The sequence below is a fragment of the Microbacterium sp. PI-SA-G genome (assembly GCF_057215335.1).
In genome coordinates, this window is the sequence record NZ_CM170103.1 from 313,060 (window position 1) to 338,238 (window position 25,179).

The window sequence follows — 25,179 nt, forward strand, 5'->3', positions numbered from 1 at the left end:
AACTCACGCTCCTGTCTCGGGCGGACCCAGTTTCTCCCAGCCCTCGGTGATCACTCGACCGTACAGGACGTCGGGATCGAGGCGACGCAGCTCCTCCGCGAGGCACTCGCGCAGCGTACGCCGCGGCAGGTGCAGATCGTGGTTGGGCTGGCCGGGCTGCGTGAGCACCGCGTTGCCGGGCGTCGGACGCTCGAGCAGGATGTCGCCGTCGGCACGGGTGAGCCGCACCGACTTGATGCCCTCTCCCCACTGTTCGGGATCTTCGTAGGTCCACGAGACCGGCACCTGGAGGGCCATCTGCAGCCAGGCTGCCAGGAGCGCGGTCGAGGGCGATGCCGCGGCACCGCGCACCTCGACACCCGTGATCTCCTCGTAGGGAGGCTGGTCGAGCACCGCGGCGAGCTGTTCGCGCCAGTGGGTGAGGCGGGTCCACGCCAGATCGGTGTCGCCGGGCGCGTGGGTCTCGCCGAGCCGGGCCAGCCGGTCGCGCACATCCGACGCCGTGGCGGCATCGGTGATGCGGCGCTGAGCGATCTTGCCCAGGGGGGACTGCGACGGGGCGGCGGGGGCCTCTTCGGGCCACCAGGCGACGACGGGCGCGTCCGGCAGCAGGAGACCGGTGATCAGGCTCTCCTCGTTGCTGGCCGCATCGCCGAAGGCGCGGAGCACGACGACCTCGCTCGCGCCGGCGTCTCCGCCGACGCGGATCTGTGCGTCGACGCGCGACTCACCGTCGCCCGTGGTGAGCACGATGACGCGCATCGGGTGCTCGCGGGAGGCGTCGTTCGCCGCATCGATCGCCGCCTCGGCCACGCCGTTGCGAGCCGCGATGACGAGGGTGAGCACACGGCCGAGAGCGACGGCGCCGCCCTCCTCGCGCACCTTGACGAGCTGCTTGGCGACCTGACTGACGGTCGTGTCGGGAAGGTCGATGATCACGGTCGTCTCCAGACTCGTCCGTCGCGGGCCAACAGGTCGTCGGCCGAAGCCGGTCCCCACGAGCCGGGCGCGTACTGCTCCACCGGGCCGCCGACGGCCGCCCAGTACTTCTCCACAGGGTCGAGGATCTTCCAGGAGAGCTCGACCTCCTCGTGCCGCGGGAACAGCGGCGGGTCGCCCAGGAGGACGTCGAGGATGAGACGCTCGTAGGCCTCGGGGCTCGCCTCGGTGAAGGCGTGGCCGTAGCCGAAGTCCATCGTGACGTCGCGCACGTTCGAACCGCTGCCGGGGACCTTCGAGCCGAAGCGGATGGTCACGCCCTCGTCGGGCTGCACGCGGATCACGAGCGCGTTCTGTCCGAGCTCCGAGGCGTTGCCTCGACCGAACAGATGCTGCGGTGCGCGCTTGAAGACGACCGCGATCTCGGTCACACGGCGTCCGAGGCGCTTGCCTGTGCGCAGGTAGAACGGCACGCCCGCCCAGCGGCGGGTGTCGATCTCGAGCTTGATGGCCGCGTAGGTCTCGGTGGTCGACTCCGGGTTCATGCCCTCTTCGGCCAGGAACCCGGTGACCTCCTCGCCGCCCTGCCAGCCGCCGTCGTACTGACCGCGCGCCGTGGCGACCGAGAGATCCTCGGGCACGTGCACGGCAGCCAGCACCTTCTCCTTCTCGGCGCGCAGGTCGGCGGCCGACAGACTGATCGGCTCCTCCATGGCGGTGAGAGCGAGCAGTTGCAGCAGGTGGTTCTGGATGACGTCGCGGGCAGCGCCGATGCCGTCGTAGTACCCCGCACGCCCGCCCACGCCGATGTCCTCGGCCATCGTGATCTGCACGTGATCGACGTAGTTGCGGTTCCAGATCGGCTCGTACAGCTCGTTGGCGAAGCGCAGCGCCAGGATGTTCTGCACCGTCTCCTTGCCGAGGTAGTGGTCGATGCGGAAGATCGAGTCGGCCGGGAACGCCACCTCGAGCGCGGCGTTCAACGCCCGGGCGGACTCGAGGTCGTGCCCGAACGGCTTCTCGATGACCACGCGACGCCAGTGCTCGTCGTCGTCGCTGTTCTCGCCGACCAGACCGGAGTCCTTGAGCTGCTTTGCCACCAGGGGGAAGTCCTTCGGCGGGATCGACAGGTAGAACGCGTGATTGCCCATCGTGCCGCGTTCGACGTCGAGCTGCTCGATCGTCTCGCGCAGCTTCGCGAACGATTCCTCGTTGTCGAACTCGCCCGAGACGAAGCGGATGCCCTGCAGCAGCTGCTCCCAGGTCTCCTCACGGAACGGCGTGCGCGCGTGCTGCTTCACCGCGTCGTACACCACCTGGGCGAAGTCCTGGTCCTCCCAGTCCCGTCGGGCGAACCCGACCAGAGCGAACCCCGGGGGCAAGAGCCCCCGGTTGGCGAGGTCGTAGACCGCGGGCATGAGCTTCTTGCGTGACAGGTCTCCGGTGACGCCGAAGATCACGAGGGCGCTGGGCCCCGCGATCCGGTTGAGTCGGCGATCATCGGGGTCACGCAGCGGGTTGTGCCCGCGCGAGATGGGAACAGACATCGGTAGGGGATTCTCCTGCTGTTACTTCTGAGCGGCTTCGAAGAGGGTGAGCACGTCGGCGGACGAGTCCGTGATCGTGAGCGAGACGACCGGACGGCCGTGCTCCGCGAGAACCGCGGCGTCGCCGGCGGCCTGAGCCTCGATGAGCTGGCCGAAGGTGAAGGGCCGCTCTGGGATCTCGAGATCCACGTCCGTGCGCTCCAGGATCTGCAGGAACACGCCCTGGGCCGGTCCGCCCTTGTGGTACTGACCGGTGGAGTGGAGGAAGCGGGGTCCCCATCCGAACGTCGTCGGCCGGCCGGAGTCGGCAGCGACGAGTTCGCGCAGGCCCTGCAGCTGCGGGATGTCGAGGCGGTTCACGTACGCCTGGATCGACACGTAGCCGTCGTCCGCGAGCTGGGCCCAGAGCGCATCGAGCACGCCCTCGACGGTGCCCGAGACCGCGAGTGCGGCGTCGGAGACGCGCACCTCGACACCGTTCTCGACGAAGGCCGGGGTAGTGGGCTCGGGTCGTGCGTCGAGCAGACCGCGTGCGGCGATCTTGGCCGACTCCACATCCGGCTGGTCGAACGGGTTGATGGCGAGCAGGTGACCGGCGATCGCCGTCGCGTACTCCCACACGACCATCTGGCCGCCGAGGCTGCCGCTGACGAGGATCTCGCCCTCGTGGCGCTCGTGCAGGTGGAACTCGTTCGCGTCGTCGACGAGACGCACGATCTGCAGGTCCGCCGGCTTGGTGTCGAGCTCGGGCGAGACGGGCAGCAGGACGACGGGCAGGATGCCGGTGCCGTTCTTGCCTGTGGACTCGGCGATCAGCTGCTCGATCCAGTCCGGGAGGCCCTTGATGTGCGTGCCGTCGGTGATCAGACCCAGCTTGTCGCGGCGCGGGTTCGTCGCGGCGATCGCCGCGGCGAGGCGCAGGGCGGGGTTGTCGGCGGAGTCGATCGCGACCTCGAGGAGCGAGGCCTCTGCCTCGTTCAGCAGCTCGTCGATGTCGACGCCGGCGAGACCGGAGGGCACCAGCCCGAAGGCGGTGAGCGCCGAGTACCGGCCGCCCACGTTCGGGTCGGCGTTGAAGACGCGGTAGCCGGCCTCGCGCGCCGAGGCGTCGAGGGGGGATCCGGGATCGGTGACGACGACGATGCGTTCGGTCGGGTCGATGCCGAGGTCGCGGAACGCCGTCTCGAAGGTGCGGCGCTGCGAGTCGGTCTCGACCGTGGAGCCGGACTTCGACGAGACGACGAGCACGGTGTCGGCCAGCCCCTCGTCGAGCGCTGCCAGCACCTGGCCGGGAGCCGTGGAGTCGAGGATCGTCAGCGGCACGCCGGCTGTCTGCGCGATCACCTCGGGCGCGAGCGACGAGCCGCCCATGCCCGCGAGGGCGACGCGGTGCACGCCCTTGGCGGCGAGCTCCTGACGCAACGCGGTGATCTCGGCGACGAGCGGACGCGAGATCGAGACGGCCTCGATCCACCCGAGACGGACGGAGGCCTCGGCCTCGGCCTCGGCGCCCCACAGGGTGCTGTCTCCGCCGGTGAGGCGTGACGCGATGAGGTCGGCGACGAGGCGGGGGACCGTCTCGTCGATCGCCGCGCGGGCTGCGCCCGACGTGTGGATGGAGAACGTCATCGCTGTGCCTCCAGCGCCTCGGCCACCTGCGCGAGCAGATCGTGCCACGAGTCGATGAACTTCGAGACGCCCTCATCCTCGAGCACCTGAGTGACGTCGGTCAGGTCGATGCCGACGGCGGCCAGGTCGTCGAAGACCTGGTGGGCCTCGGCGTAGCCGCCCGTGATGGTGTCGCCCTCGATGACGCCGTGGTCGAACGTGGCCTCGAGCGTCTTCTCGGGCATCGTGTTCACGACGCCGTCCGCGACCAGCTCGGTCACGTAGAGCGTGTCCGGCAGCGCCGGGTCCTTCACGCCGGTCGACGCCCACAGCGGACGCTGCAGGTTGGCGCCGAGCTTGATGAGGTCCTGCGCGCGCTTCTCGCCGAACTTCTGCTCGAACAGCTCGTAGGCCAGTCGCGCGTTCGCGAGTCCCGCCTTGCTCTTGAGCGCCTCGGCCTCGGGGGTGCCGATGGCGGTGAGACGCTTGTCGGTCTCGGTGTCGACTCGCGACACGAAGAAGGAAGCGACCGAGTGGATGCTCGACAGGTCGAAGTCGGCGCTGTGCGCCCGCTCGAGGCCCGTCAGGTACGCGTCGATCACGTCGGCGTAGCGCTCCAGGCTGAAGATCAGCGTGACGTTGACGCTGATGCCCGTCGCGATCGCCTCGGTGATGGCGGGCAGGCCCGCCTTTGTCGCGGGGATCTTGACCAGCAGGTTGGGGCGATCGATCTTCGACCACAGCTGCTTGGCCGACGCCACGGTGCCCTCGGTGTCGTGAGCGAGATCGGGGGAGACCTCGATCGAGACGCGTCCGTCGACGTGACCGGACTTCTCCCACACGGGGCGGAAGATGTCGAGCGCGGCGGCGACGTCCTGCGTGGTGGCCGCGAACACCGCGTCCTCCGCGCTGGTGCCGGAGGCTGCGAGCTCGGAGAGCTGCGCGTCGTACGAGGTGTCGTTCTTGTCCGTGATCGCGTTCGCGAAGATCGTCGGGTTCGTGGTGACACCGACGATGTTGCGCGACTCGATCAGCTCCGCGAGGTTGCCGGAGCTGATCCGGGTGCGGGAGAGGTCGTCGAGCCAGATGCTGACGCCGGCGGCGGCGAGCTGTGCGGTGGGGGTGCTCATGCGTTCTCCTTGGTGCTGTGGGCGGCGATGGTCTCGCGAGCGGCCGCGATGACGGCCTCGGTGGTGATGCCGAACTTCTCGAACAGGGTCTTGTAGTCGGCGGAGGCGCCGAAGTGGTCGATGCCGACCGAGCGACCGCGGTCGCCGACGATGCCGCGCCAGGTGAGCACGGAACCGGCCTCGACCGAGACGCGGGCGGTGACGGAGGCGGGGAGCACGCTCTCGCGGTACGCCTCGTCCTGCTCGTCGAACCACTCCAGCGACGGAGCGGAGACGACGCGGACGCCGACTCCCTCCTCGGCCAGCGCCGCGCGGGCCGCGACGGCCAGCTGCACTTCGGAGCCGGTGGCGACGATGATGACGTCGGGCGTTCCCTCGGGAGCCTCGGCGAGCACGTACGCGCCCTTCGCGGTGAGCGACGCCGACGCGAAAGTCTCACCCGAGGCTTCGCCGTCGCCGCGCTCGAACACCGGAATGTTCTGACGGGTCAGGGCGATGCCGGCCGGGCCCTCCTGGCGGCGCAGGATCTCGAGCCATGCCTCTGCGGTCTCGTTCGCGTCGGCGGGGCGGACCACGGCGAGGTTCGGGATCGCACGCAGCGTCGCGAGCTGCTCGATCGGCTGATGCGTGGGACCGTCCTCACCGAGGGCGACGGAGTCGTGCGTCCACACGAACACGCTCGGCACGTTCATCAGTGCCGCGAGACGCACGGCGGGGCGCATGTAGTCGCTGAAGATCAGGAAGGTGCCGCCGAAGGCGCGGGTCTTGCCGTGCAGCACGATCCCGTTGACGATCGCGCCCATGGCGTGCTCGCGGATGCCGAAGTGCAGCACGCGGCCGTACGGGTTGCCCGACCACTCATGAGTCGACCACTCGGCCGGGATGAACGACGGGGCTTCCTTGATCGTCGTGAGGTTCGACTCGGCCAGGTCGGCCGATCCGCCCCAGAGCTCGGGCAGCTGTGCGGCGAGGGCGTTGATGACCTGGCCGGATGCGGCGCGGGTCGACACCTCCTTGCCGCCTTCGAACACGGGCAGTGCAGACGAGATGTCGGCGGGGAGCTCGCCGGCCTCGAGGCGGTCGAGAAGCGTCTTGCGCTCGGGGTTGGCCTCGGCCCAGGCGTCGAACGCCTTCTGCCACTCGGCACGGGCGTCGGCGGCGCGGGCGGCGAGTCCGCGGGTGTGCGCGATCACGTCGTCGGCCACGTCGAAGGACGTCTCGGGGTCGAAGCCGAGGACCTTCTTCGTGGCGGCGAGCTCGTCGGCACCGAGAGCGGATCCGTGGATCTTGCCGCTGTTCTGCTTGCCAGGCGACGGCCATCCGATGATGGTCCGGAGGATGATGAGCGAGGGCTTCGAGGTCTCGCCCTTGGCGGCCTCGATCGCGGCGAACAGCTCGGCGACGTCCTCGACGTACTCGCCGGTCTTCTTCCAGTCGACGGTCTGGACCTGCCAGCCGTAGGCCTCGTAACGCTTCGCGACGTCTTCGGTGAAGGCGACGTTGGTGTCGTCCTCGATCGAGATCTGGTTGGAGTCGTAGATCGCGATCAGGTTGCCGAGCTGCTGGTGGCCGGCGAGCGAGGATGCCTCGCTGGTGACGCCCTCCTGCAGGTCGCCGTCCCCGGCGATCGCGTAGACGTAGTGGTCGAACGGGCTCGTGCCCGGGGCTGCCTCGGGGTCGAACAGACCGCGCTCGTAGCGGGCGGCGTAGGCGAAGCCCACGGCGGAGGCGAGTCCCTGGCCCAGCGGGCCCGTGGTGATCTCGACGCCCTTCGTGTGGCCGTACTCCGGGTGGCCGGGAGTGAGCGAGCCCCAAGTGCGCAGCGCCTTCAGGTCGTCGAGCTCGAGGCCGAAGCCGCCGAGGTACAGCTGCACGTACTGGGTGAGGGAGGAGTGCCCGACCGACAGGACGAAACGGTCGCGGCCGAGCCAGTCGGTGTCGGTCGGGTCGTGACGCAGAACGCGCTGATACAGCAGGTAGGCAGCGGGAGCGAGGCTCATCGCGGTGCCGGGGTGGCCGTTGCCGACCTTCTCCACGGCGTCCGCCGCAAGAATCCGCGCGGTGTCCACCGCGCGCCGATCGATCTCATCCCACTGCAATTCCGACACGTTCATGCCCTTTCCGACAGTTCTGAGGGCGCCCGTATTCCCTGGCGCATCCGCAACATCACGGAGAAGCTGTGCACAGCGCCGGGCGCGCGAGTGATTTTCAGCATAGCGGGGAGGCCCCTCGCTGCCCGCTCTCTTACGGCGGAAGTCACGCCGCTGCCGTGCCATAGACTGGAAGGGCTGTCACGCCGCGCCTGGAGGAGGGGATCGAGATCTCGACGATGTCTGATCAGACCGTGAGGAAGCGATCTCTCGGTCGTACCGTGAAGGCCTACGTCGCCCTCACGAAGCCGCGCGTGCTCGAGCTTCTGCTGGTCTCGACGGTGCCGGTGATGTTCCTCGCCCATGGTGGTCTGCCGGACCTCTGGCTGGTCCTCGCGACCGTGATCGGCGGATCTCTCAGCGCCGGATCGGCCGCCGCGTTCAACATGTATCTCGATCGCGACATCGACGCGCACATGCACCGCACCGAGAACCGGCCGCTCGTCACGGGAGAGATCTCTCCCCGCGGAGCCCTGATCTTCTCCTGGACGCTCGCCGTGGTCTCGACGGTGTGGCTGCTGGCCACCACCAACTGGCTCGCCGCGGCGCTGTCGGCCGGTGCGATCTTCTTCTACGTCGTGATCTACACGATGATCCTCAAGCGCCGCACCGAGCAGAACATCGTCTGGGGCGGGATCGCCGGCTGCTTCCCGGTCCTGATCGGCTGGGCGGCCGTCACCGGCTCGCTCGACTGGCCCGCGTTCATCCTGTTCCTGCTGATCTTCCTCTGGACGCCGCCGCACTACTGGCCGCTGTCGATGAAGTACCGCGACGACTACAGCGACGTCGACGTGCCCATGCTCGGCGTCACCCGCAACGCGTCGCAGGTCGGCCTCCAGGTCATTCTGTACGCCTGGGCGACCGTGGCCTGCTCGCTCCTGCTGGTGCCGATCGCGAACATGGGCATCGTCTACACCGTCTCCGCGCTGGTCTTCGGCGGGTGGTTCATCTATGAGTCGCACCGTCTGTACAACCGTGCGGTTAGGGGGAACGAGGCGCGGCCCATGCGTGTGTTCCACGCCTCGATCACCTACTTGACGCTGATCTTCGTGGCCGTCGCGGTCGATCCGCTGCTTCCGTTCTGATCCTCATCGGTGTCGCCGAGCGGCGCCTGATCGGTGGTCGTGTCGACGTCGTCTGTCGCTGCGTCGCTCGTGACCGCATCCGTCTCTGACGGGCTCTCGTGCGCCGCCCAGTCGATCGATTCGACGACGGCAGGGGCCGGCGCGGGGATCAGAGCCTGCACGGCCGTGAGCCCGAGCGCGAGAAGGAAGCCGATGATGCCGGCGCCGAGCAGCACGGCGCCGACGACCACGAGTGACTGGCCGACGTAGACCTCCACGCCGGTCGCTGTCCCGTCGGTCAACGTGGTCGTCATCGTCGCCAGCTGACCCGAGATGAGCCAGCTGCCGACGGCGGTCGCGGCCAGGGACAGGACGAGGAGGAGCCAGAAGCCGATGCTGCGTGTGAGTGACTTGTTCATGTCGCCCACGATCACGCACGCGTCGATGAGCAGCTGATGCGCGCGCTATGGATCGACTGTGCGCACACCCGCGACGCGGGTCACTCCTTCTCGGCGACGGCCCGCTTCAGATGCAGTACGACCACGGTGTAGGCGGCGGCCGACAGCGAGGCGAGCACCATGTGGATGCCGACGAGCAGCGGAGGCAGACCGTCGCGCGCCTGCCAGATGCCGACGCCCACCTGCACGGCGATCGCGACGACGAGGACGGTGAGCCAGGCGCGCGGCTCGAGCCGCAGCGCCCATGCCGCCACCGTGAGCACCAGGACCAGCGCCGCGAGGATGTAGCCCGGCCAGGAGTGCACATGTGCGAGCACCGTCGCGTCGAAGCCCTCGCGGAACACGTCCGGGTCGCCGGAGTGCGGGCCGGAGCCGGTCGTGAGCACACCGAACAGGATCGTCACCGCGAGCGCGAGCCCGGCGAGGTGGGTGAGAGCGGCGAACCAGACGGGCACGGCGCGCTCGCGCGGACCGGGAGCCGCGTACAGGCGGACGAGGAAGGCCGCCGTGACGCACACCAGCAGCAGCGACGAGGTGTAGTGGAACCCGACGATGAACGGGTTGAGCCCGGTGAGCACGGTGATGCCGCCCACGAGAGCCTGCGCGACGACCCCGATGAGGACGATCCAGGCGAGCGTCACGAGGTCTCGGCGTGCAGGCGTGGTGCGCACCGACCGGACGGCCGCGGCGATCACGGCGATCAGCAGGACGGCGGAAGCGACCGGGAAGGCCGGGACGTCGAACGGCGTGGCGATCGCGTAGGCGACGGCTGCGGCGACGATTCCGCCCACCGCGAACCAGAGCGCTGACACGAGCGAGCGCCGACCGCTGATCGTGTGCAGGACGAGCAGGACGACCGCGAGGGCGATGATCCCGACGACGCCGGTCATCAGGCGATTGCCGAACTCGATGAAGCCGTGGATGCCCTCGACCTCGAGCGTCGGCACGAGCGATCCCGGCGTGCACAGCGGCCATTCCGAGCATCCGAGGCCTGATCCGGTGAGGCGCACGGCGCCGCCGGTGCCGATGATGATGGTCTCGCTGAGGAACGAGAGCCAGGCGAAGATCCGCAGCGCACGGCTCCAGGAGGCGTGGTGGGCACCCTCGACGCGCGCACCACGGCGCTCGGAGTCGAGGGAGGCGGGGATCGTCGTCTCGTGCATGGGTCCTCCGGACCACCGAAGAGAGGGCGGACACGGCCCGCTCACCAGGCGGAACCTGTAGAATCGGATTGTTGTGATGAGCGCTTACCGCGCTGCAGCATCGTCAACAGTTTAGGCGCGATGGAAGCGCCGGAGATGTGGGCCCACCAGCGGCACCCGCTCCCCGCAGACTCGACGGGGGATCAGGTGTGTCGGGGCGGATGACACCGTTGAGGTCCTAAAAGGAGAGTGTGATGTCGGATGTGCTGATCGACCGCCCGGAGCTGGACAGCCTGGGGGTGTACGAATTCGGATGGCATGACGCCGACGCGGCGGGTGCCATCGCGAAACGCGGGATCTCGGAAGAGGTCGTCCGCGGTATCTCCGCGCTCAAGAACGAACCCGAGTGGATGCTGAAGACCCGTCTCAAGGGATACCAGCTCTTCGGGCGCAAGCCGATGCCGACCTGGGGTGCGGACCTCAGCGAGATCGACTTCGACAACATCAAGTACTTCGTGCGCTCCACCGAGAAGCAGGCGCAGTCCTGGGAGGACCTCCCCGCCGAGATCCGCGAGACGTACGAGCGCCTCGGCATTCCCGAGGCCGAGCGTCAGCGTCTCGTCTCCGGCGTCGCCGCGCAGTACGAGTCCGAGGTCGTCTACCACCAGATCCGCGAGGACCTGGAGGAGCAGGGCGTCATCTTCATGGACACCGACACGGCACTGCGCGAGCACCCTGAGATCTTCCAGGAGTACTTCGGCACCGTCATCCCTCCCGGGGACAACAAGTTCGCGGCGCTGAACACGGCTGTCTGGTCAGGCGGATCGTTCGTGTACGTGCCCAAGGGCGTGCACGTCGAGATCCCGCTGCAGGCGTACTTCCGCATCAACACCGAGAACATGGGTCAGTTCGAGCGGACCCTGATCATCGCCGACGAGGACAGCTACATCCACTACATCGAGGGCTGCACCGCTCCGATCTACAAGTCGGACTCGCTGCACTCGGCCGTCGTCGAGATCATCGTCAAGAAGAACGCCCGCGTGCGCTACACGACGATCCAGAACTGGTCGAACAACGTCTACAACCTCGTCACCAAGCGTGCGGTCGCCCACGAGGGCGCCACCATGGAGTGGGTCGACGGCAACATCGGCTCCAAGGTCACGATGAAGTACCCGTCCATCTACCTCATGGGTGAGCACGCCAAGGGCGAGACCCTCTCCGTCGCGTTCGCGGGTCCCGGCCAGCATCAGGACGCCGGCGCGAAGATGATCCACATGGCGCCCTACACGCAGTCGTCGATCATCTCGAAGTCGATCGCCCGTGGTGGCGGTCGTGCGGGCTACCGCGGCGAGGTCCGCGTCGACGCCAACGCGCATCACTCCGCGAACACCGTGCGGTGCGACGCGCTGCTGGTCGACACGAAGTCGCGCTCCGACACCTATCCGGCCATCGACATCCGCGTCGACGACGTGCAGCTCGGTCACGAGGCCACGGTCTCGAAGGTCAGCGAGGAGCAGCTCTTCTACCTGCAGTCGCGCGGCATGCCCGAGGACGAGGCGATGGCCATGATCGTGCGCGGCTTCATCGAGCCGATCGCGCGGGAACTGCCGATGGAATACGCCATGGAGTTGAACAAGCTCATCGAGATGGGCATGGAAGGATCGGTCGGCTAGATGGCGGCCCAGGCTACGGCGTCTGCAGAGACGCAGGATACGAACGCGCACATCGACCCGGCCGCCCAGGTGGCCGGCGCGGGGTTCACCCCCGTGCAGACCCGCTCGGAGCGACCGCACTCCTTCGAGCCGGCGGACTTCGGCGCCCCCACCGGGCGCGAGGTCAACTGGAAGCACACCCCCGTCGCCCAGATGTCGGCCCTGTTCCAGGTCGCGACGACCGAGCCCGGCGTGCGCTACGACGTGCGCTCCGGGGAGCAGTACATCGCGGCTCCGCTCGTGGCGGGTACGTCGCCTCGTGGCGAGGTGTTCCTCGCGGAGGACGTCACCGCCGCGGTGGCATGGCAGGGCGCGACTGACGGTCTGCACATCCGTTTCCCCCGTGAAGAGGAAGTGGCCGAGCCCGTCTTCCTCGCGATCGAGGGACTCGGCGCCGAGCGTCGCGCGGACGCGCACATCGTGATCGAGGCGATGGAGCACAGCGTCGCGACCGTCGTGCTGCAGCACACCGGCAGCGCCCAGTACGCCCAGAACGTCGAGATCATCGCGCGTCCGGGGTCGAAGCTCACCGTGATCAGCCTCCAGCAGTGGCAGGACGACGCGGTGCACGCCGCAGCTCACCAGGCCCGCGTGGACGCCGACGCGACTCTCACGCATTTCGTCGTCAGCTTCGGCGGCGGCGTCGTGCGGGTCAACCCGACCGTCGAGCTCGCCGGAGCAGGGTCTGAGGGCTACCTCTACGGCCTGTCGTACGCCGACGCCGGGCAGCACCTCGAGAGCCAGGTCTACCTGCACCACAAGGGGCCGCGGACCAAGGGCGACGTGCTCTACAAGGGTGCGCTGCAGGGCAAGGGCGCGCACAGCGTCTGGATCGGCGACGTGCTGATCGGACCGGATGCCACCGGCACCGACTCGTACGAGGCCAACCGCAACCTGGTGCTCACCGAGGGTGCACGCGCCGACTCGATCCCGAACCTCGAGATCCAGACGGGCGAGATCCTGGGCGCCGGGCACGCGAGTGCGACCGGACGCTTCGACGACGAGCAGCTGTTCTACCTGCAGGCACGGGGGATCTCCGAGGAAGAGGCCCGCCGCCTCGTGGTGCTCGGATTCCTCACCGACATCGTGCAGCGCCTCGGCATCCCGGCGCTCGAGACCGAACTGCTCGACGCGATCGAGGCCGAGCTCGCGGCGGTGAACGCATGACCGCCGAACGCGTCTGCGGCGTCGCGGACCTCGAGCAGGACATGCCGCTGCGTGTCGACCCGGGTGGCGTGCCCATCACCGTCATCAAGGACGGCGATGGCGTCATCCACGCCATCGGCGACACGTGCACGCACGGCGAGATCTCGCTGTCCGAGGGCTTCGTCGAGGGTGACACGGTGGAGTGCTGGGCTCATGGCTCGGCGTTCTCCATGCTCACCGGCGTGCCCCAGAACCTCCCCGCTTACGAGCCCGTCCCGGTCTACGTCGTCGAGATCGACGGCGATGACGTGCTCATCGACCCGACCGTGATTAAGGAAGTCTGAATGTCTGTTCTCGAGATCCGCGACCTCTACGTGACGGTCGAGACCGAGTCGGGGGCCACCCCGATCCTCAACGGAATCACCCTCACCATGAACGCCGGTGAGACCCACGCGATCATGGGCCCGAACGGGTCCGGCAAGTCGACGCTGGCGTACACGATCGCCGGTCACCCGAAGTACACCGTCACGAGCGGTTCGATCACGTTCGACGGGCAGGACGTGCTGGCGATGACGGTCGACGAGCGCGCCCGCGCCGGACTCTTCCTGGCGATGCAGTACCCGGTCGAGATCCCCGGCGTCACGGTGACGAACTTCCTGCGCACCGCCAAGACGGCGCTCGACGGCGAGGCCCCCGCGATCCGCGGCTGGACCAAGGACGTCAAGGCCGCCATGTCGAACCTGCGCATGGACCCGAAGTTCGCGCAGCGCAACGTCAACGAGGGCTTCTCGGGTGGCGAGAAGAAGCGCCACGAGATCCTGCAGCTCGAGGTGCTCAAGCCGAAGTTCGCGATCCTCGACGAGACCGACTCCGGTCTTGACGTCGATGCGCTGAAGATCGTCTCGGAAGGTGTCAACCGCGCCAAGGAGACCACCGGCCTCGGCGTGCTGCTCATCACGCACTACACCCGCATCCTCCGCTACATCCGCCCCGACCACGTGCACGTCGTCGTCGCCGGCAAGATCGTGGAAGAGGGCGGACCCGAACTCGCTGACCGGCTCGAGGACGAGGGATACGACCGTTTCCTCGACCCCGCAGCCCCCATCGAGGCGTAGGCTGACCGCATGACCGCGACGCTCACCGACCAGAAGTACGACGAGGTCACCGAGGCTCTGAAGGACGTGATGGATCCCGAGCTCGGGATCAACGTCGTCGACCTCGGCCTCATCTACGATCTCGCCTGGGATGACGAGAACGACGCCCTCGTCATCCACATGACGCTCACCAGTGCCGGCTGCCCGCTGACCGACGTGCTGGAGGACCAGACCGCTCAGGCGCTGGACAGCGTCGTCGACCGGTTCCGCATCAACTGGGTGTGGATGCCGCCGTGGGGACCCGAGAAGATCACCGATGACGGGCGCGACATGATGCGCGCGCTCGGCTTCGCGATCTGAGGATGCAGCGGGTCACAGCGCTGACGCTGGACGAACTCCGCGAACGCACGAGCGAGAAGTGGCGGGAGTACCCCGCTGACGTGCTGCCGCTGTTCGTGGCAGAGACCGACTTCCCGCTCGCCCCCGCGATCACGGAGGCGCTTCAGCGTGCCGTCCTGACGGGGGACACCGGCTACATCGCCTCGCGGACCCCGCTCGCCGAGTCGTATGCCGCCTTCGCGCGTCGGCGGTTCGGCTGGGAGGTCGATCCGGTGCGCACCCGGAGCACCGCGGACGTGAGCATGGGAATCGTCGAGATCCTGCGCCGCGTCACGGCCCCAGGAGACCGCGTGGTCGTCACACCGCCCGTGTATCCGCCGTTCTACGACCTGGTGACGGAGGCCGGGGCCGAGGTCGAGCGCGTGCCGTTGCGCGACACCGGCGCCGCGTGGGAACTCGACCTCAAGGGCATCCGCGCCGCATTCAGCGAGGGCGCCCGCGCGATCCTGCTCTGCAACCCGCACAATCCGACCGGAACCGTACACTCGCGGGAATCCCTCGCGGCTCTGGCGGACATGGCGGTGGAGTTCGGTGCGACCGTCGTGTCCGACGAGATCCACGCCCCGCTCGTGCAGTCCGGCATCGCCTTCACCCCGTTCCTCGCGGTCGACGAGAACGCGCGGCGCGCGGGCTATGCCGTCGTCAGCGCCAGCAAGGCGTTCAACCTCGCGGGGCTCAAGTGCGCTCTCATGGTCACCGCTCATGAGGAGACATCGGCAGTCGTGCGGGCGCTCCCGATCGAGGTCGTGTGGCGTACGGGTCAGTTCGGCCTTCTGGCGGCAGTCGCGGCGTTCTCCGAGGCGAGCGATCCCTGGCTCGACGGATTGCTGCACACCCTCGACGAGAATCGTCGTCTGCTCGCCGATCTGCTCGCACAACACCTTCCGGAAGCCCGCTACCGCGTGCCCGACGCGGGATACCTGGCGTGGATCGACCTGAACGACCTCGGCTGGGGTGACAACCCCGCCCGTCGCATCCTGCGCGAGGGCAAGGTGGCGCTGCACTACGGCCCCGCTTTCGGCGCAGAGGGAAGTGGCTTCGTACGGCTGAACTTCGGCACGAGCCCCGAGATCATCACTGAAGCCGTCGAGCGCATCGCCGCGCTCGTGCAGAGATGACGGGCGAGGCAGCCCCGGCCGGCATCTGGGATCGCCATCGCATCTGGGTGACGCTGGGCGCGGTCGCCCTGATCTTCTTCGCGGCGATCGAGTCGCTGGCGGTCACCACCGTGATGCCGGTGGTGAGCGCTGCACTCGACGGCGAGGCGCTGTACGCGGTGGCGTTCGCCGGCACGCTCGCGACAAGCGTGATCGGCATGGTCGCGGCGGGGGCCTGGTCAGATGCCCGGGGTCCGCGCGGCGCGCTGTACGCGGCCGTCTCGCTCTTCCTGATCGGCCTGGTGATCTCCGGTATTTCGGTCACCATGCACCAGTTCCTGATCGGTCGACTGGTGCAGGGGCTCGGAACGGGCGGTCAGACCGTCGCGCTCTACGTGGTCGTGGCGCGACTGTATCCGCCGCATCTGCACGGTCGCGTGTTCGCGGCGTTCGCGGCCGCCTGGGTCGTGCCGTCGATGGTCGGACCGTTCCTCGCCGGCGCGGTGGCGGAGTACCTGCACTGGCGCTGGGCCTTCCTGGGCGTTGCGATCCTGACCGCTGCCGCGTTCGTGATGATCGTCACGCGTCTGCGCGGAGTGGATCTGGGCCGCGGTGTGCCCGCCGATCGTCGGGTCGTGGTGACGCGGCTGCTGCTCGCAGTGGCCGTCGCGGTGCTCGCCGTGCTGATCGGCTTCACCGCGGAGCTGCCTCCGGCACGAAGCTGGGGTGTGTCTGCAGTCGCTCTCGTCATGATCGCGATCGTCGTACGGCCCTTGCTGCCCCGCGGCACCCTGCGCGCCCGGCGGGGTCTGCCCAGCGTCGTGCTCATCCGCGGTGTCGTCGCGGGCGCTTTCTTCACCGCGGAGGCGTATCTTCCGTATCTGCTGATCGAGCGTTTCGGGTTCTCCGTCACCTGGGCGGGGCTCGCGCTGATGCTGGCGGCGTTCGCGTGGGCGGGGGCCTCGGCGCTGCAGGGACGATACGGCGAGCGCCTCGGGAACTTCCGGATCAGCGCGATCAGTCTGTCACTGCTGCTCGTCGCACTCGTGTGTGTGCTGCTGGCCTCAGCGTGGGGCATCTCGCCGTTGCTCGTGATCTTCGGCTGGGCATTCGCGGGCGGCGGGATGGGGCTGCTCTATCCGCGGCTGACGGTGCTCACCCTCGCGTACTCGAACACCGCCGAACAGGGATTCAACTCCTCGGCGCTCTCGATCTCGGACTCGAGTGGAGCCGCAGTCGCCATCGCCCTCGCAGGTCTCGCCGTCGCCAGTCTCGGCGGGGGAGCCGGGGCGTTCAGCATCGTGTTCCTGTTCTGCCTCGGACTGGTGCTGCTCGCTGCCGTCCCGGGATTCAGGCTCGGTCACGGGGCCGAGCACTCGGCGCGCTGACTCCATCCGCGAGCGCGCCCGTAGGGTCGCCCGGCAGCACGCCGGTCAGCGCGGCCACGCCCAGGTCGAAGACGCGGTCGAGTCCGGCGGTCACGTCGGCGTCATCGGGACCGCCGACCGCACCGTGGCTGGCGGCGTGCATCCGCTGCTGGACGAGTGTCGCGTGTCCGAGGATGAAGTGCAGCAGAGCCACGCCCCGGTCCTCGGGTGCCTCGGCGCCTTGGGCGCGGAGGGCGTCGGTCAGGGCCGTCTGGGCAGACGAGGATCCGAGCCTCAGAGCGTAGGTGCTGAGGACCAGCTCGGCGCCGTCCCTGCAGGCGAAGAGCGCCTCCCGGATGCCTCGTGCGGTCTGCAGCACCGAGGCACCTTCGCGTGGGATTCCGGAAGTGATGCGGTCTGCCAGCTCTGCGAGGAGCTCCTGCTTGCTGGAGAAGTGCCAGTAGAGCGCGCTCGGCTGCACGTCGAGTCGAGCGGCGATCCTCCGCATCGATAGATCGGGCAACCCCACCTCGTCGAGCAGGTCGAGGGCCACGCGGGCGACGCCGGCACGGTCGTGGCGGGCGGAGTTGTGCGCGGGGGTCATGCTCTCACTATAGTGAACACCGTTCAGGTGAACGGTGTTCAGGAGTGACGGGAGAGGACGACCATGGAGCAGAATCACGGGGAGATCGGGAGGGAGCTGGCCCGGGTCGCAGTCTTCGCCGCCCTCATCATCGTGCTCGGGACCGTCACGGTGCCGTTGCCGGGCGGAGTGCCGATCACGGCGCAGACGCTCGGAGTCATGCTCGCCGGTGCGGTGCTCGGTGCACGACGGGGGCCTCTCGCCGTGCTGCTCGTGCTGGTACTCGCCGCTGTCGGCCTGCCCGTGCTCGCCGGGGGCCGCGGCGGCATCGGGGTGTTCGTCGGACCGACGGCGGGCTACCTGCTCGGATGGGTGGTCGGGGCGCTCGTGATCGGTCTGATCGTGCATCGGCGTCGGATCACGGCGCTGGGTGTCGCGCTCGGCTCGGTGGTCGGCGGCATCCTCGTGGTGTACCTCTTCGGCATCCCCGTGCAGGCGGCGGTGCTCGGCATCGATCTGGGTGCGACCGCGCTGTCGAGTCTCGCCTTCCTGCCCGGCGACCTGCTCAAGGCCGGCGCGGCGACGGCCCTCACCCTCGCGCTGCATCGCGCGTACCCGCAGGCGTTCGGCATCCGCACCCCTCGCGCGGCGGCAGCGACTCGTGTCGGATGACACCGCCACGGCATCCATCGTTCTCGACGGAGTCGCCGTCGCATTCGATAACCGGACCGTCCTCAGTGACGTGACCACGAGCCTCACCGCGCACCGGATCTCCGTGATCGGCGCCAACGGCTCGGGGAAGTCCACCTTCGCGCGGCTGCTCAACGGCCTGGCGGTCGCGTCATCGGGAAGGGTCACTGTGCGCGGGCTCGACCCGGTGCGCGACCGCACGGCGTTGCGCAAACGCGTGGGATTCGTCTTCACCGATCCGTCGGCGCAGATCCTCATGCCCACACCCGCCGAGGATCTCGCGCTGTCGCTTCGCGGTCGGTCCCGTGCCGAGATCGCCGATCGTGTCACCGCGACGCTCCGCACGTACGGGCTCTCCGAGCATGCCGATGCGTCGTGCTCGTCGCTGTCGGGCGGACAGAAGCAGATGCTCGCGCTGGCGTCGGTACTCATCACCGAGCCCGACCTGATCGTCGCGGACGAGCCGACGACGCTTCTCGACCTGCGCAACGCGCGACGGATCGGCGACCTGCTGCTCGCTCAGGCGGCGCAGCTCGTGCTCGTCACCCACGACCTCGAGCTGGCGTCGCGGTGCGACGTCACCGTGCTGTTCGAGCACGGACGCCTGGTCGCGGTGGGCCCACCCGCCGACGTGATCTCGCACTACCGGCGTCGCTGCGCGTGATCCACCTGTATCGGCCGGGCCGCAGCCTGGTGCATCGCGCGCCGGCTGCCGCGAAGCTCGGAGTGCTGGCGTTCCTGGCGCTGATGTCCTCGATCGTCCCCCTCGGCGCGTGGGGCGTCGGGGTTGCGCTTCTCGGAGTGTGTGCGCTGTTCGGCGTCGCGGGCTTCGGTGCAGCTGTCGTCGGCGGGGAGTTGTGGCGGATGCGCTGGCTGGTGCTCGTCCTCGCGGCGGCGCTGTGGATCTTCGTCTCGCCGCTGACGGCCTGGATCAACACCGGCCGGGTCGTGACCATCCTGCTTCTGGCGAGCCTGCTCACGCTCACCACCCGCATGAGCGACCTGCTGGCCGTGCTTCACCGGCTGCTGCGCCCGGTGCGGCGCCTCGGGGTCGACGCCGACGCCGTCGCCATGACGCTCTCGCTCACGCTCACGATGATCCCCGTCGTCGCGGGCTTCGCCGATCGCGTACGGGAGGCGCAGCGAGCGCGGGGGGTTCGACTCGGCGTGCGGACCGCGGTGCCGTTGCTGGTGATGACGCTGCGCCACGGTGATGAGGTCGGCGACGCTCTGGCGGCGCGCGGGATCGGCTGATCGTCACGCAGACACACCGACGAGCAGCGGGCGCGGGTCTGAAGTGCGGGCGGGTGTGGTGAGGCGCAGTGCCGCCACCATGAGACTCAGCGCGATGATCGCCGTCGCCACCGTCGTGCCCTGCCAGAGCAGCAGCACGAGCCCGACCAGCGCGAGGAGCACGCTGACGCCCACGCGTCGCCGGGAACCGGCATCGACGCTGCCTCGATGGTTCTCGAAGCGCGACGTGGCGAGCGCAGCGACCGCTGTCAGCGCGAGCGCCGTCGCGAGCCAGAGCGGACGCGACGCCCACCACTCGACGCCGCCGAGCGAGGGAAGATCGACACCGACGGACAGGGAGAACACCGCGCTCGCGCCCGCCATCGACAGCAGCACCGGCATGTGCCACAGGTAGATGCTCATGGCACGCGGCGTGACGAACGCTGTGAGAGCTGCCGCGGCGCGGCCTCTGCTCATGCGGTCGATGCGATCGCGCAGCAGCGAGAACAGGCTCGTGTGGACGACGCCGACGAGGATCAGTGCGGTGGTGGGCGGGTTGATGTTCGCGATCAGGTCGGGCGAGTGGATGCCGCTGACGAAGCTCGCGATGAGGATTGCCAGCGCAGCGAGTCCGGCGAGAGCTCGAGTGCGGCGCGACAGCGCGTCGATGCTGCCGTCGGCGAGGAAGAACCCCAGCTGCTGCAACGCCATCCAGACGAAGGCGAGGTTGAGGAAGCCGAGCGCGTCGACTCCGCTCACGGCGCGGAGGGTGTCGACGCCGACCGCTGCCGCGACGAGAGCGCCGATGGCGATGTAGGGCGCACGATCGTGCGCGGCGGCCAGCGCGGGCAGCAGCGCCTGACACATCAGGAACACCGCCAGGAACCACAGCGGCTGGCCGTAGCGGAAACCGGCGACGACGATGAGGTCGGAGGGGACTCCGACCACGGTGAGGACCGCGAGAGCCACTGCGACCACGCCGATCGTCACCACTGCCGGACGCACGAGGCGGTGCAGACGCGCGGCGATGAATGCCACGGCGTCGCCGCCGCGCACCCGCGATCGGCGGTAGGCGATCAGGCCGGAGAAGCCGCCGATGACGAAGAACAGCGGCATCACCTGCAGGACCCAGCTCAGGGGCGCGATCCACCCGCTGCCGTCACTCGCGTTGGCGAACACCGGGCCGGACTCGGTGACCGTGACGCCGACCATGATCGCGTGCAGCAGGACGACCCCGACCACACAGAGTGCGCGGACGAGGTCGATGCCGGTGTCGCGGATTCCGCGTGGGGGTGGTGATGACGGGGTGGCGGTGAGCGGTGCCGAGGCGATGGCCATGAGTCCTCCTGGGAACGGTGTCCCCGGAGACTATGGACGCGGTGTCGGCGAGAGCATCACCCTCGGGTGCTGTCCTGACCCCCTACCGCGGAGGGAGTCAGGATGAGGGCTCGACGAGCCCGGTGTCGTACGCGAGGATCACGGCGTGAACGCGGTCGCGCAGACTCAGCTTCGCGAGCACTTTTCCGACGTGGGTCTTGACGGTCTGCTCGGCGATGAACAGGTCGGCCGCGATCTCGGTGTTCGAACGCCCGCGGCCGATCAGCACCAGGACCTCGCGCTCGCGATCGGTCAGGTCGGCCAGAGCTGTCACCGACCGGGCAGCGGGGCGACGTCTGCCCGCGAACTGCTCGATCATGCGTCGCGTGACACTGGGCGCGAGGAGGGCGTCGCCGGCCGCCACGACGCGGACGGCGTGCACGAGCTCCTCGGGCAGAGCGTCTTTGAGCAGGAAACCGCTCGCCCCGGCCGCCAGGGCGTCGTAGACGTAGTCGTCGATGTCGAAGGTCGTCAGCATCAGGATCCGCGGCACGTGAGCCGCCGGGTAGGAGGGACCGAGGATCCGGCGGGTGGCCTCTATGCCGTCCAGCTCCGGCATCCGCACGTCCATCAGGATCACGTCCGGGTCGAGCCGGGCCGCGAGCGCGATCGCCTCGGCACCGTTGGCTGCCTGCCCGGCGACCCGGATGCCGTCGTGCGCGCCGAGCAGCGCGGCGAACCCCGCCCGCACCATGGCCTGATCGTCGGCGATGAGGACGCTGATCGTCACGAGTTCTCCTTCATGGGGTGGTGTCGACCGGCGCATCGGCGTCGGAGCGGGACAGGGAAGCGGTCGCCGACCGGGGGAGCGTCGCCTCGACTGTCCACGTCCCGTCTCGGTCGGGGCCTGCGCGGAGGCTTCCGCCGAGGAGCTCGGCGCGTTCGCGCATTCCGCGCAAGCCGTATCCGCCGGGGGACTCCGCCGGTGCTTCTGATGAGGCCGCGTTGTGGACGCGGATCCGGATCGCTGTCTCGTCGGCCTGCACGCGGACGCTGACGACGGCGCCGGGGGAGTGCCGCACGGCGTTGCTCAGCGCCTCCTGAACGATTCGGAAGACGGCGATCTGCACGGTCGGGTCGGCGGTCGCCGCCGCGTCGCCGCCCTCGATGGCGAGGCCCACGGAGACGCCGGCGCGGCGGATGCTGTCGACCAGTCCCGGGAGATCGGCGATGCCCTGCTGGGGAGCGAGCTCCGCCGTCTGGTCCTCCGTGCGCAGCACGCCGAGCATCCGACGCATCTCGGCGAGGGAGGTGCGGGCGGTGGCGGCGATGTCGTCGAACTCGGATGCCGCGACGTCGCCGATCTCGGGGAGCCGGTATCGGGCAGTCGACGCCTGCACCTGGATGACCGACATGCTGTGGGCGACGACGTCATGGAGCTCCCGCGCGATGCGCGTGCGTTCTTCCACCAGTGCGCGTCTCGACTCCTCGAGCGCGCTGTGCTCGCGCTCTCGCGTCAGTTCGGCACCGAGCCGCAGACGCCCTGCCGCGAGTGTCGCGATCAGGTACATCGCCACGGCGACGGATGACGTCACGATCAGGTCGGCCGTGGCGCTCGCGGACGAGGCCGCATCCGCGACCATGTCGGGGCGGAGCAACGGGGCGATCAGAGATGCGATCACGCCGATGATCAGCGTGTAGGCACCGAGGCGCGCCCCGTGCAGGAACGAGACGACGCCGACGACCAGCACGAATGCGAGCAGTGCCGGCACCGACCAGGGCCACGGGCCGGCGATCGCGCGCTCCGCGTCCACGAGCAGGGGCAGGGCGAACGCGGCGGTGCAGAAGGCGGCCATCGCAGTCCGAGGCCACGAGATCGCCAGCAGTGGGGCACCGCACACGGCGACGCCGAGCACGAGCGAGAGCGGCAGCGGCGTGCCCGACAGCGAGGTCTGGAGTGGAACGAGCGTCGCGAACAGCGCGATCGATGCCGCGCCCAGGGCCGCGAGAGCGAGCGGGCGGCGGTGAAGCCAGGAGGGCCGCGGAGAGCGCGGGCGGCGACGAGCCATGATGTCATCCTGCCAGTTCGAGTGCGGGGAGACGGCGACGTCGAACGGCGGCGATGCGGTCGATCACGATGCCGATGACGAGCGCGATCACCACGCCCAGGCCGGCGCTCACGAGCGGCTGGTCTGTGAGCCACGAGCCCGCGACCAGCCCGATTGTGATGCTGAACGCACTCCAGCTGAGGCCTCCGATCAGGCTCAGCGGCAGGAAGCGGCGCCACGGGAATCCCAGTGCTCCCGCCGACACGTTCACCGCGACACGTCCGACCGGGATGTACCGAGCGCCGAGCACGAGAACGGCGGGCCGCGACTCGAGCGCCCGCTGAGCCGAGGCGAACACGGCGCTCACCCGAGGCCTGCGCATCCAGGCGAAGCGCTCCGTACCCACCCGACGCCCGATGAGGAAGGCGATGTTGTCACCGATCGTCGCACCGAGCGCCGCCACGATGCCGAGCAGCACCAGGTTCGCGCCGCCCGTGGACGTCGCGACCGCCGCCGCTGCCACCAGCACCGTCTCGCTCGGCACCGGCGGGAAGAACCCGTCCAGCACGGTCGTGGCGAACAGCACCAGGTAGAGCCAGGGCGATGACACCGCCTGCATGATCAGCTCGTTGATGACGTCCATCCTTGAACGCTAGAGAAGCGGCGCGCTCACGGCGTCACCCTCCGGTATCGACCGCGTCACTCCCTGGAGTGATCTTGCGTCGTGTCCCGATGACGCCTTCGCGACGGCAGGCGGTCGGCTCCCAGCCTGGGACGCTTATACTGGGAGGCTGGCCCCTCGGCCGACTCCCACCCCCGAAGAACGGACATCCCGCTGTGCTTGCCGTGCACGACCTCGAGATCCGCGTAGGCGCTCGCCTGCTGATGGAGAACGTCTCGTTCCGCGTCGCCGATGGCGACAAGATCGGACTGGTCGGCCGCAACGGCGCCGGGAAGACCACATTGACCAAGGTGCTGGCGGGTGACGTGCTGCCCTCCGGGGGTACCGTGACGCGTTCCGGAGAGCTCGGCTACCTGCCGCAGGACCCGCGCTCGGGAAACCCCGAGGACCTCGCCCGCACGCGCATCCTCGACGCCCGCGGACTGGGCCAGCTGAACCTGGGCATGGCCGAGGCGTCGCTCGCGATGGGATCGGATGATCCCGCGATCGCGGCGAAGGCCATGAAGCGCTACGGGCAGCTGACCGAGCAGTTCGAGGCACAGGGCGGTTATGCTGCCGAAGCGCAGGCCGCGTCGATCGCGAACAACCTGTCATTGCCGGACCGCATTCTCGACCAGCCGCTGTCGACGCTCTCGGGTGGTCAGCGTCGTCGTATCGAGCTGGCGCGCATCCTGTTCTCGGACGCGCAGACCATGATCCTCGACGAGCCCACGAACCACCTCGACGCCGACAGCGTCGTCTGGCTGCGCGAGTTCCTGAAGGGCTACAAGGGTGGGCTGATCGTGATCAGTCACGACGTGGAGCTCGTCGGAGACACCGTGAACCGCGTGTTCTACCTCGATGCGAACCGTCAGGTCATCGACGCGTACAACATGAACTGGAAGAACTACCTCCGTCAGCGGGTGGCCGACGAGGAGCGCCGCAAGAAGGAGCGCGTCAACGTCGAGAAGAAGGCGACCACGCTGCAGCTGCAGGCGGCGCGCTTCGGAGCCAAGGCGTCGAAGGCCGCTGCCGCGCACCAGATGGTGGCGCGCGCCGAGAAGATGCTCGCAGGACTCGATGACGTGCGTCAGGAAGAGCGCGTCGCGAAGCTCCGGTTCCCGAAGCCCGCCCCCTGCGGCAAGACGCCGCTCATGGCGACGGGCCTGTCGAAGTCGTACGGGTCGCTCGAGATCTTCACCGACGTGGACCTGGCGATCGATCGCGGCTCGAAGGTCGTGATCCTCGGGCTCAACGGTGCGGGAAAGACCACCTTGCTGCGGATGCTCGCCGGCGTCGACATCCCGGACACCGGTCAGCTCGAGCCCGGCCACGGGCTCAAGGTGGGCTATTACGCACAGGAGCACGAGAACCTCGACGTGACCCGTTCGGTGCTCCAGAACATGGTCTCCGCCGCTCCTCACATCACCGAGACCGAGGCCCGCAAGGTGCTCGGCTCGTTCCTGTTCACGGGCGATGACGTGCTGAAGCCGGCGGGCGTGCTCTCCGGCGGCGAGAAGACCCGGTTGTCCCTCGCCACCCTCGTGGTGTCGTCGGCGAACCTGCTGCTCCTCGACGAGCCCACCAACAACCTGGACCCGGCCTCCCGCGAAGAGATCCTCGGTGCCCTGGCGCACTACGAGGGCGCCGTCGTCCTGGTCTCCCACGACCCCGGCGCGGTGCAGTCGCTCAACCCCGAGCGCGTGCTGATCCTGCCGGACGGCGTCGAGGACATCTGGAGCCAGGACTACCAGGACCTCATCGAACTCGCCTGATCGTCGAGGGGGCGTGGCA

The 25,179-nt window shown here is 68.9% G+C and carries 24 protein-coding genes; 12 read left to right on the top strand and 12 right to left on the bottom strand.

Going from position 1 to position 25,179, the window contains the following annotated elements:
- Positions 1-3 precede the first annotated feature (3 nt).
- From AC2D10_RS01640 to tkt, 5 genes are read right to left on the bottom strand one after another with little or no spacing between them, the layout of a single operon-like run.
- Positions 4-939 (bottom strand): glucose-6-phosphate dehydrogenase assembly protein OpcA, encoded by a 936-nt coding sequence (locus AC2D10_RS01640; protein ID WP_484710048.1) that lies wholly within the window; start codon positions 937-939, stop codon positions 4-6.
- Positions 936-2,486 carry a glucose-6-phosphate dehydrogenase gene (gene zwf, locus AC2D10_RS01645; protein ID WP_484710049.1) on the bottom strand — a complete coding sequence of 517 codons (1,551 nt, stop codon included), beginning with the start codon at positions 2,484-2,486 and terminating at the stop codon, positions 936-938. Before zwf ends, AC2D10_RS01640 begins: the two co-directional genes overlap by 4 nt.
- Positions 2,487-2,507: 21 nt before the next feature.
- Complete coding sequence (locus AC2D10_RS01650; RefSeq protein ID WP_484710050.1) at positions 2,508-4,115, bottom strand: glucose-6-phosphate isomerase; 1,608 nt, start codon at positions 4,113-4,115, stop codon at positions 2,508-2,510.
- On the bottom strand, positions 4,112-5,224 hold the full coding sequence (tal, locus tag AC2D10_RS01655; protein WP_484710051.1) for a transaldolase: 1,113 nt from the start codon (positions 5,222-5,224) through the stop codon (positions 4,112-4,114). The genes AC2D10_RS01650 and tal overlap by 4 nt, the downstream gene beginning before the upstream one ends.
- Complete coding sequence (tkt, locus tag AC2D10_RS01660; protein ID WP_484711783.1) at positions 5,221-7,332, bottom strand: transketolase; 2,112 nt, start codon at positions 7,330-7,332, stop codon at positions 5,221-5,223. Before tkt ends, tal begins: the two co-directional genes overlap by 4 nt.
- 221 nt (positions 7,333-7,553) lie before the next feature.
- On the opposite strand from tkt, the gene AC2D10_RS01665 reads away from it, so the two are divergent.
- On the top strand, positions 7,554-8,459 hold the full coding sequence (locus AC2D10_RS01665; protein ID WP_484710052.1) for a heme o synthase: 906 nt from the start codon (positions 7,554-7,556) through the stop codon (positions 8,457-8,459).
- On the opposite strand, the gene AC2D10_RS01670 is transcribed toward AC2D10_RS01665, so the two are convergent.
- On the bottom strand, positions 8,405-8,857 hold the full coding sequence (locus tag AC2D10_RS01670; protein WP_484710054.1) for a hypothetical protein: 453 nt from the start codon (positions 8,855-8,857) through the stop codon (positions 8,405-8,407). The two genes, AC2D10_RS01665 and AC2D10_RS01670, sit on opposite strands and share 55 nt — an antisense overlap.
- 80 nt (positions 8,858-8,937) lie before the next feature.
- Positions 8,938-10,059: a COX15/CtaA family protein gene (locus AC2D10_RS01675; protein WP_484710055.1), complete on the bottom strand. Its 1,122-nt coding sequence runs from the start codon at positions 10,057-10,059 to the stop codon at positions 8,938-8,940.
- A 233-nt stretch (positions 10,060-10,292) separates the two neighbouring features.
- Here AC2D10_RS01675 and sufB point away from each other — a divergent pair, with 233 nt between their 5' ends.
- From sufB to AC2D10_RS01710, 7 genes are read left to right on the top strand one after another with little or no spacing between them, the layout of a single operon-like run.
- Positions 10,293-11,711, top strand: coding sequence for a Fe-S cluster assembly protein SufB (gene sufB / locus AC2D10_RS01680; RefSeq protein WP_484710057.1), 1,419 nt, complete (start codon positions 10,293-10,295; stop codon positions 11,709-11,711).
- A complete protein-coding gene (gene sufD, locus AC2D10_RS01685; RefSeq protein ID WP_484710058.1) occupies positions 11,712-12,917 on the top strand; it encodes a Fe-S cluster assembly protein SufD in 1,206 nt (401 codons plus the stop codon). It abuts the gene before it with no gap.
- Positions 12,914-13,240 (top strand): non-heme iron oxygenase ferredoxin subunit, encoded by a 327-nt coding sequence (locus AC2D10_RS01690; protein WP_484710059.1) that lies wholly within the window; start codon positions 12,914-12,916, stop codon positions 13,238-13,240. The genes sufD and AC2D10_RS01690 overlap by 4 nt, the downstream gene beginning before the upstream one ends.
- Positions 13,241-14,011 carry a Fe-S cluster assembly ATPase SufC gene (gene sufC / locus AC2D10_RS01695; RefSeq protein ID WP_484710061.1) on the top strand — a complete coding sequence of 257 codons (771 nt, stop codon included), beginning with the start codon at positions 13,241-13,243 and terminating at the stop codon, positions 14,009-14,011.
- Between the two features lie 9 nt (positions 14,012-14,020).
- Positions 14,021-14,350: a metal-sulfur cluster assembly factor gene (locus AC2D10_RS01700; protein WP_045280093.1), complete on the top strand. Its 330-nt coding sequence runs from the start codon at positions 14,021-14,023 to the stop codon at positions 14,348-14,350.
- Between the two features lie 2 nt (positions 14,351-14,352).
- Positions 14,353-15,507: a MalY/PatB family protein gene (locus AC2D10_RS01705; protein ID WP_484710064.1), complete on the top strand. Its 1,155-nt coding sequence runs from the start codon at positions 14,353-14,355 to the stop codon at positions 15,505-15,507.
- Positions 15,504-16,874: an MFS transporter gene (locus AC2D10_RS01710; RefSeq protein WP_484710066.1), complete on the top strand. Its 1,371-nt coding sequence runs from the start codon at positions 15,504-15,506 to the stop codon at positions 16,872-16,874. Before AC2D10_RS01705 ends, AC2D10_RS01710 begins: the two co-directional genes overlap by 4 nt.
- Here the strand turns inward: AC2D10_RS01710 and AC2D10_RS01715 are convergent.
- Positions 16,837-17,457, bottom strand: a complete 621-nt coding sequence (locus AC2D10_RS01715) for a TetR family transcriptional regulator (protein WP_484710067.1) — start codon at positions 17,455-17,457, stop codon at positions 16,837-16,839. The genes AC2D10_RS01710 and AC2D10_RS01715 overlap by 38 nt on opposite strands.
- 63 nt (positions 17,458-17,520) lie before the next feature.
- Between AC2D10_RS01715 and AC2D10_RS01720 the strand changes: the two genes are divergently transcribed.
- Genes AC2D10_RS01720 through AC2D10_RS01730 form a run of 3 tightly spaced genes read left to right on the top strand, consistent with a single transcriptional unit; the run spans position 17,521 to position 19,380 of the window.
- Complete coding sequence (locus AC2D10_RS01720; protein ID WP_484710068.1) at positions 17,521-18,108, top strand: biotin transporter BioY; 588 nt, start codon at positions 17,521-17,523, stop codon at positions 18,106-18,108.
- Positions 18,098-18,790, top strand: coding sequence for an energy-coupling factor ABC transporter ATP-binding protein (locus AC2D10_RS01725; RefSeq protein ID WP_484710070.1), 693 nt, complete (start codon positions 18,098-18,100; stop codon positions 18,788-18,790). The genes AC2D10_RS01720 and AC2D10_RS01725 overlap by 11 nt, the downstream gene beginning before the upstream one ends.
- Positions 18,787-19,380: an energy-coupling factor transporter transmembrane component T family protein gene (locus AC2D10_RS01730; RefSeq protein WP_484710073.1), complete on the top strand. Its 594-nt coding sequence runs from the start codon at positions 18,787-18,789 to the stop codon at positions 19,378-19,380. The genes AC2D10_RS01725 and AC2D10_RS01730 overlap by 4 nt, the downstream gene beginning before the upstream one ends.
- 3 nt (positions 19,381-19,383) lie before the next feature.
- Here AC2D10_RS01730 and AC2D10_RS01735 read toward each other — a convergent pair whose 3' ends face one another.
- The 4 genes from AC2D10_RS01735 to AC2D10_RS01750 form a co-directional block, all read right to left on the bottom strand.
- On the bottom strand, positions 19,384-20,697 hold the full coding sequence (locus AC2D10_RS01735) for an acyltransferase family protein (protein WP_484710075.1): 1,314 nt from the start codon (positions 20,695-20,697) through the stop codon (positions 19,384-19,386).
- Positions 20,698-20,794: 97 nt separating this feature from the next.
- On the bottom strand, positions 20,795-21,466 hold the full coding sequence (locus AC2D10_RS01740; RefSeq protein WP_484710076.1) for a response regulator: 672 nt from the start codon (positions 21,464-21,466) through the stop codon (positions 20,795-20,797).
- 10 nt (positions 21,467-21,476) lie between these two features.
- On the bottom strand, positions 21,477-22,745 hold the full coding sequence (locus AC2D10_RS01745) for a sensor histidine kinase (protein ID WP_484710078.1): 1,269 nt from the start codon (positions 22,743-22,745) through the stop codon (positions 21,477-21,479).
- 4 nt (positions 22,746-22,749) lie between these two features.
- Positions 22,750-23,367, bottom strand: a complete 618-nt coding sequence (locus tag AC2D10_RS01750) for a DedA family protein (RefSeq protein ID WP_484710080.1) — start codon at positions 23,365-23,367, stop codon at positions 22,750-22,752.
- 194 nt (positions 23,368-23,561) lie between these two features.
- Between AC2D10_RS01750 and AC2D10_RS01755 the strand changes: the two genes are divergently transcribed.
- Positions 23,562-25,160 (top strand): ABC-F family ATP-binding cassette domain-containing protein, encoded by a 1,599-nt coding sequence (locus AC2D10_RS01755; RefSeq protein WP_484710083.1) that lies wholly within the window; start codon positions 23,562-23,564, stop codon positions 25,158-25,160.
- Positions 25,161-25,179 lie beyond the last annotated feature (19 nt).

Excerpts from the sequence above, each read along its gene's own strand:
- tal (WP_484710051.1), bottom strand. The coding sequence starts at position 5,224 with ATGAGCACCCCCACCGCACAGCTCGCCGCCGCCGGCGTCAGCATCTGG.
- AC2D10_RS01670 (WP_484710054.1), bottom strand. The coding sequence starts at position 8,857 with ATGAACAAGTCACTCACACGCAGCATCGGCTTCTGGCTCCTCCTCGTC.
- AC2D10_RS01650 (WP_484710050.1), bottom strand. The coding sequence starts at position 4,115 with ATGACGTTCTCCATCCACACGTCGGGCGCAGCCCGCGCGGCGATCGAC.
- sufD (WP_484710058.1), top strand. The coding sequence starts at position 11,712 with ATGGCGGCCCAGGCTACGGCGTCTGCAGAGACGCAGGATACGAACGCG.
- zwf (WP_484710049.1), bottom strand. The coding sequence starts at position 2,486 with ATGTCTGTTCCCATCTCGCGCGGGCACAACCCGCTGCGTGACCCCGAT.
- AC2D10_RS01700 (WP_045280093.1), top strand. The coding sequence starts at position 14,021 with ATGACCGCGACGCTCACCGACCAGAAGTACGACGAGGTCACCGAGGCT.
- AC2D10_RS01735 (WP_484710075.1), bottom strand. The coding sequence starts at position 20,697 with ATGGCCATCGCCTCGGCACCGCTCACCGCCACCCCGTCATCACCACCC.
- AC2D10_RS01720 (WP_484710068.1), top strand. The coding sequence starts at position 17,521 with ATGGAGCAGAATCACGGGGAGATCGGGAGGGAGCTGGCCCGGGTCGCA.
- AC2D10_RS01675 (WP_484710055.1), bottom strand. The coding sequence starts at position 10,059 with ATGCACGAGACGACGATCCCCGCCTCCCTCGACTCCGAGCGCCGTGGT.
- AC2D10_RS01745 (WP_484710078.1), bottom strand. The coding sequence starts at position 22,745 with ATGGCTCGTCGCCGCCCGCGCTCTCCGCGGCCCTCCTGGCTTCACCGC.
- AC2D10_RS01665 (WP_484710052.1), top strand. The coding sequence starts at position 7,554 with ATGTCTGATCAGACCGTGAGGAAGCGATCTCTCGGTCGTACCGTGAAG.
- AC2D10_RS01690 (WP_484710059.1), top strand. The coding sequence starts at position 12,914 with ATGACCGCCGAACGCGTCTGCGGCGTCGCGGACCTCGAGCAGGACATG.
- sufB (WP_484710057.1), top strand. The coding sequence starts at position 10,293 with ATGTCGGATGTGCTGATCGACCGCCCGGAGCTGGACAGCCTGGGGGTG.
- AC2D10_RS01750 (WP_484710080.1), bottom strand. The coding sequence starts at position 23,367 with ATGGACGTCATCAACGAGCTGATCATGCAGGCGGTGTCATCGCCCTGG.
- sufC (WP_484710061.1), top strand. The coding sequence starts at position 13,241 with ATGTCTGTTCTCGAGATCCGCGACCTCTACGTGACGGTCGAGACCGAG.
- AC2D10_RS01705 (WP_484710064.1), top strand. The coding sequence starts at position 14,353 with ATGCAGCGGGTCACAGCGCTGACGCTGGACGAACTCCGCGAACGCACG.
- AC2D10_RS01715 (WP_484710067.1), bottom strand. The coding sequence starts at position 17,457 with ATGACCCCCGCGCACAACTCCGCCCGCCACGACCGTGCCGGCGTCGCC.
- AC2D10_RS01710 (WP_484710066.1), top strand. The coding sequence starts at position 15,504 with ATGACGGGCGAGGCAGCCCCGGCCGGCATCTGGGATCGCCATCGCATC.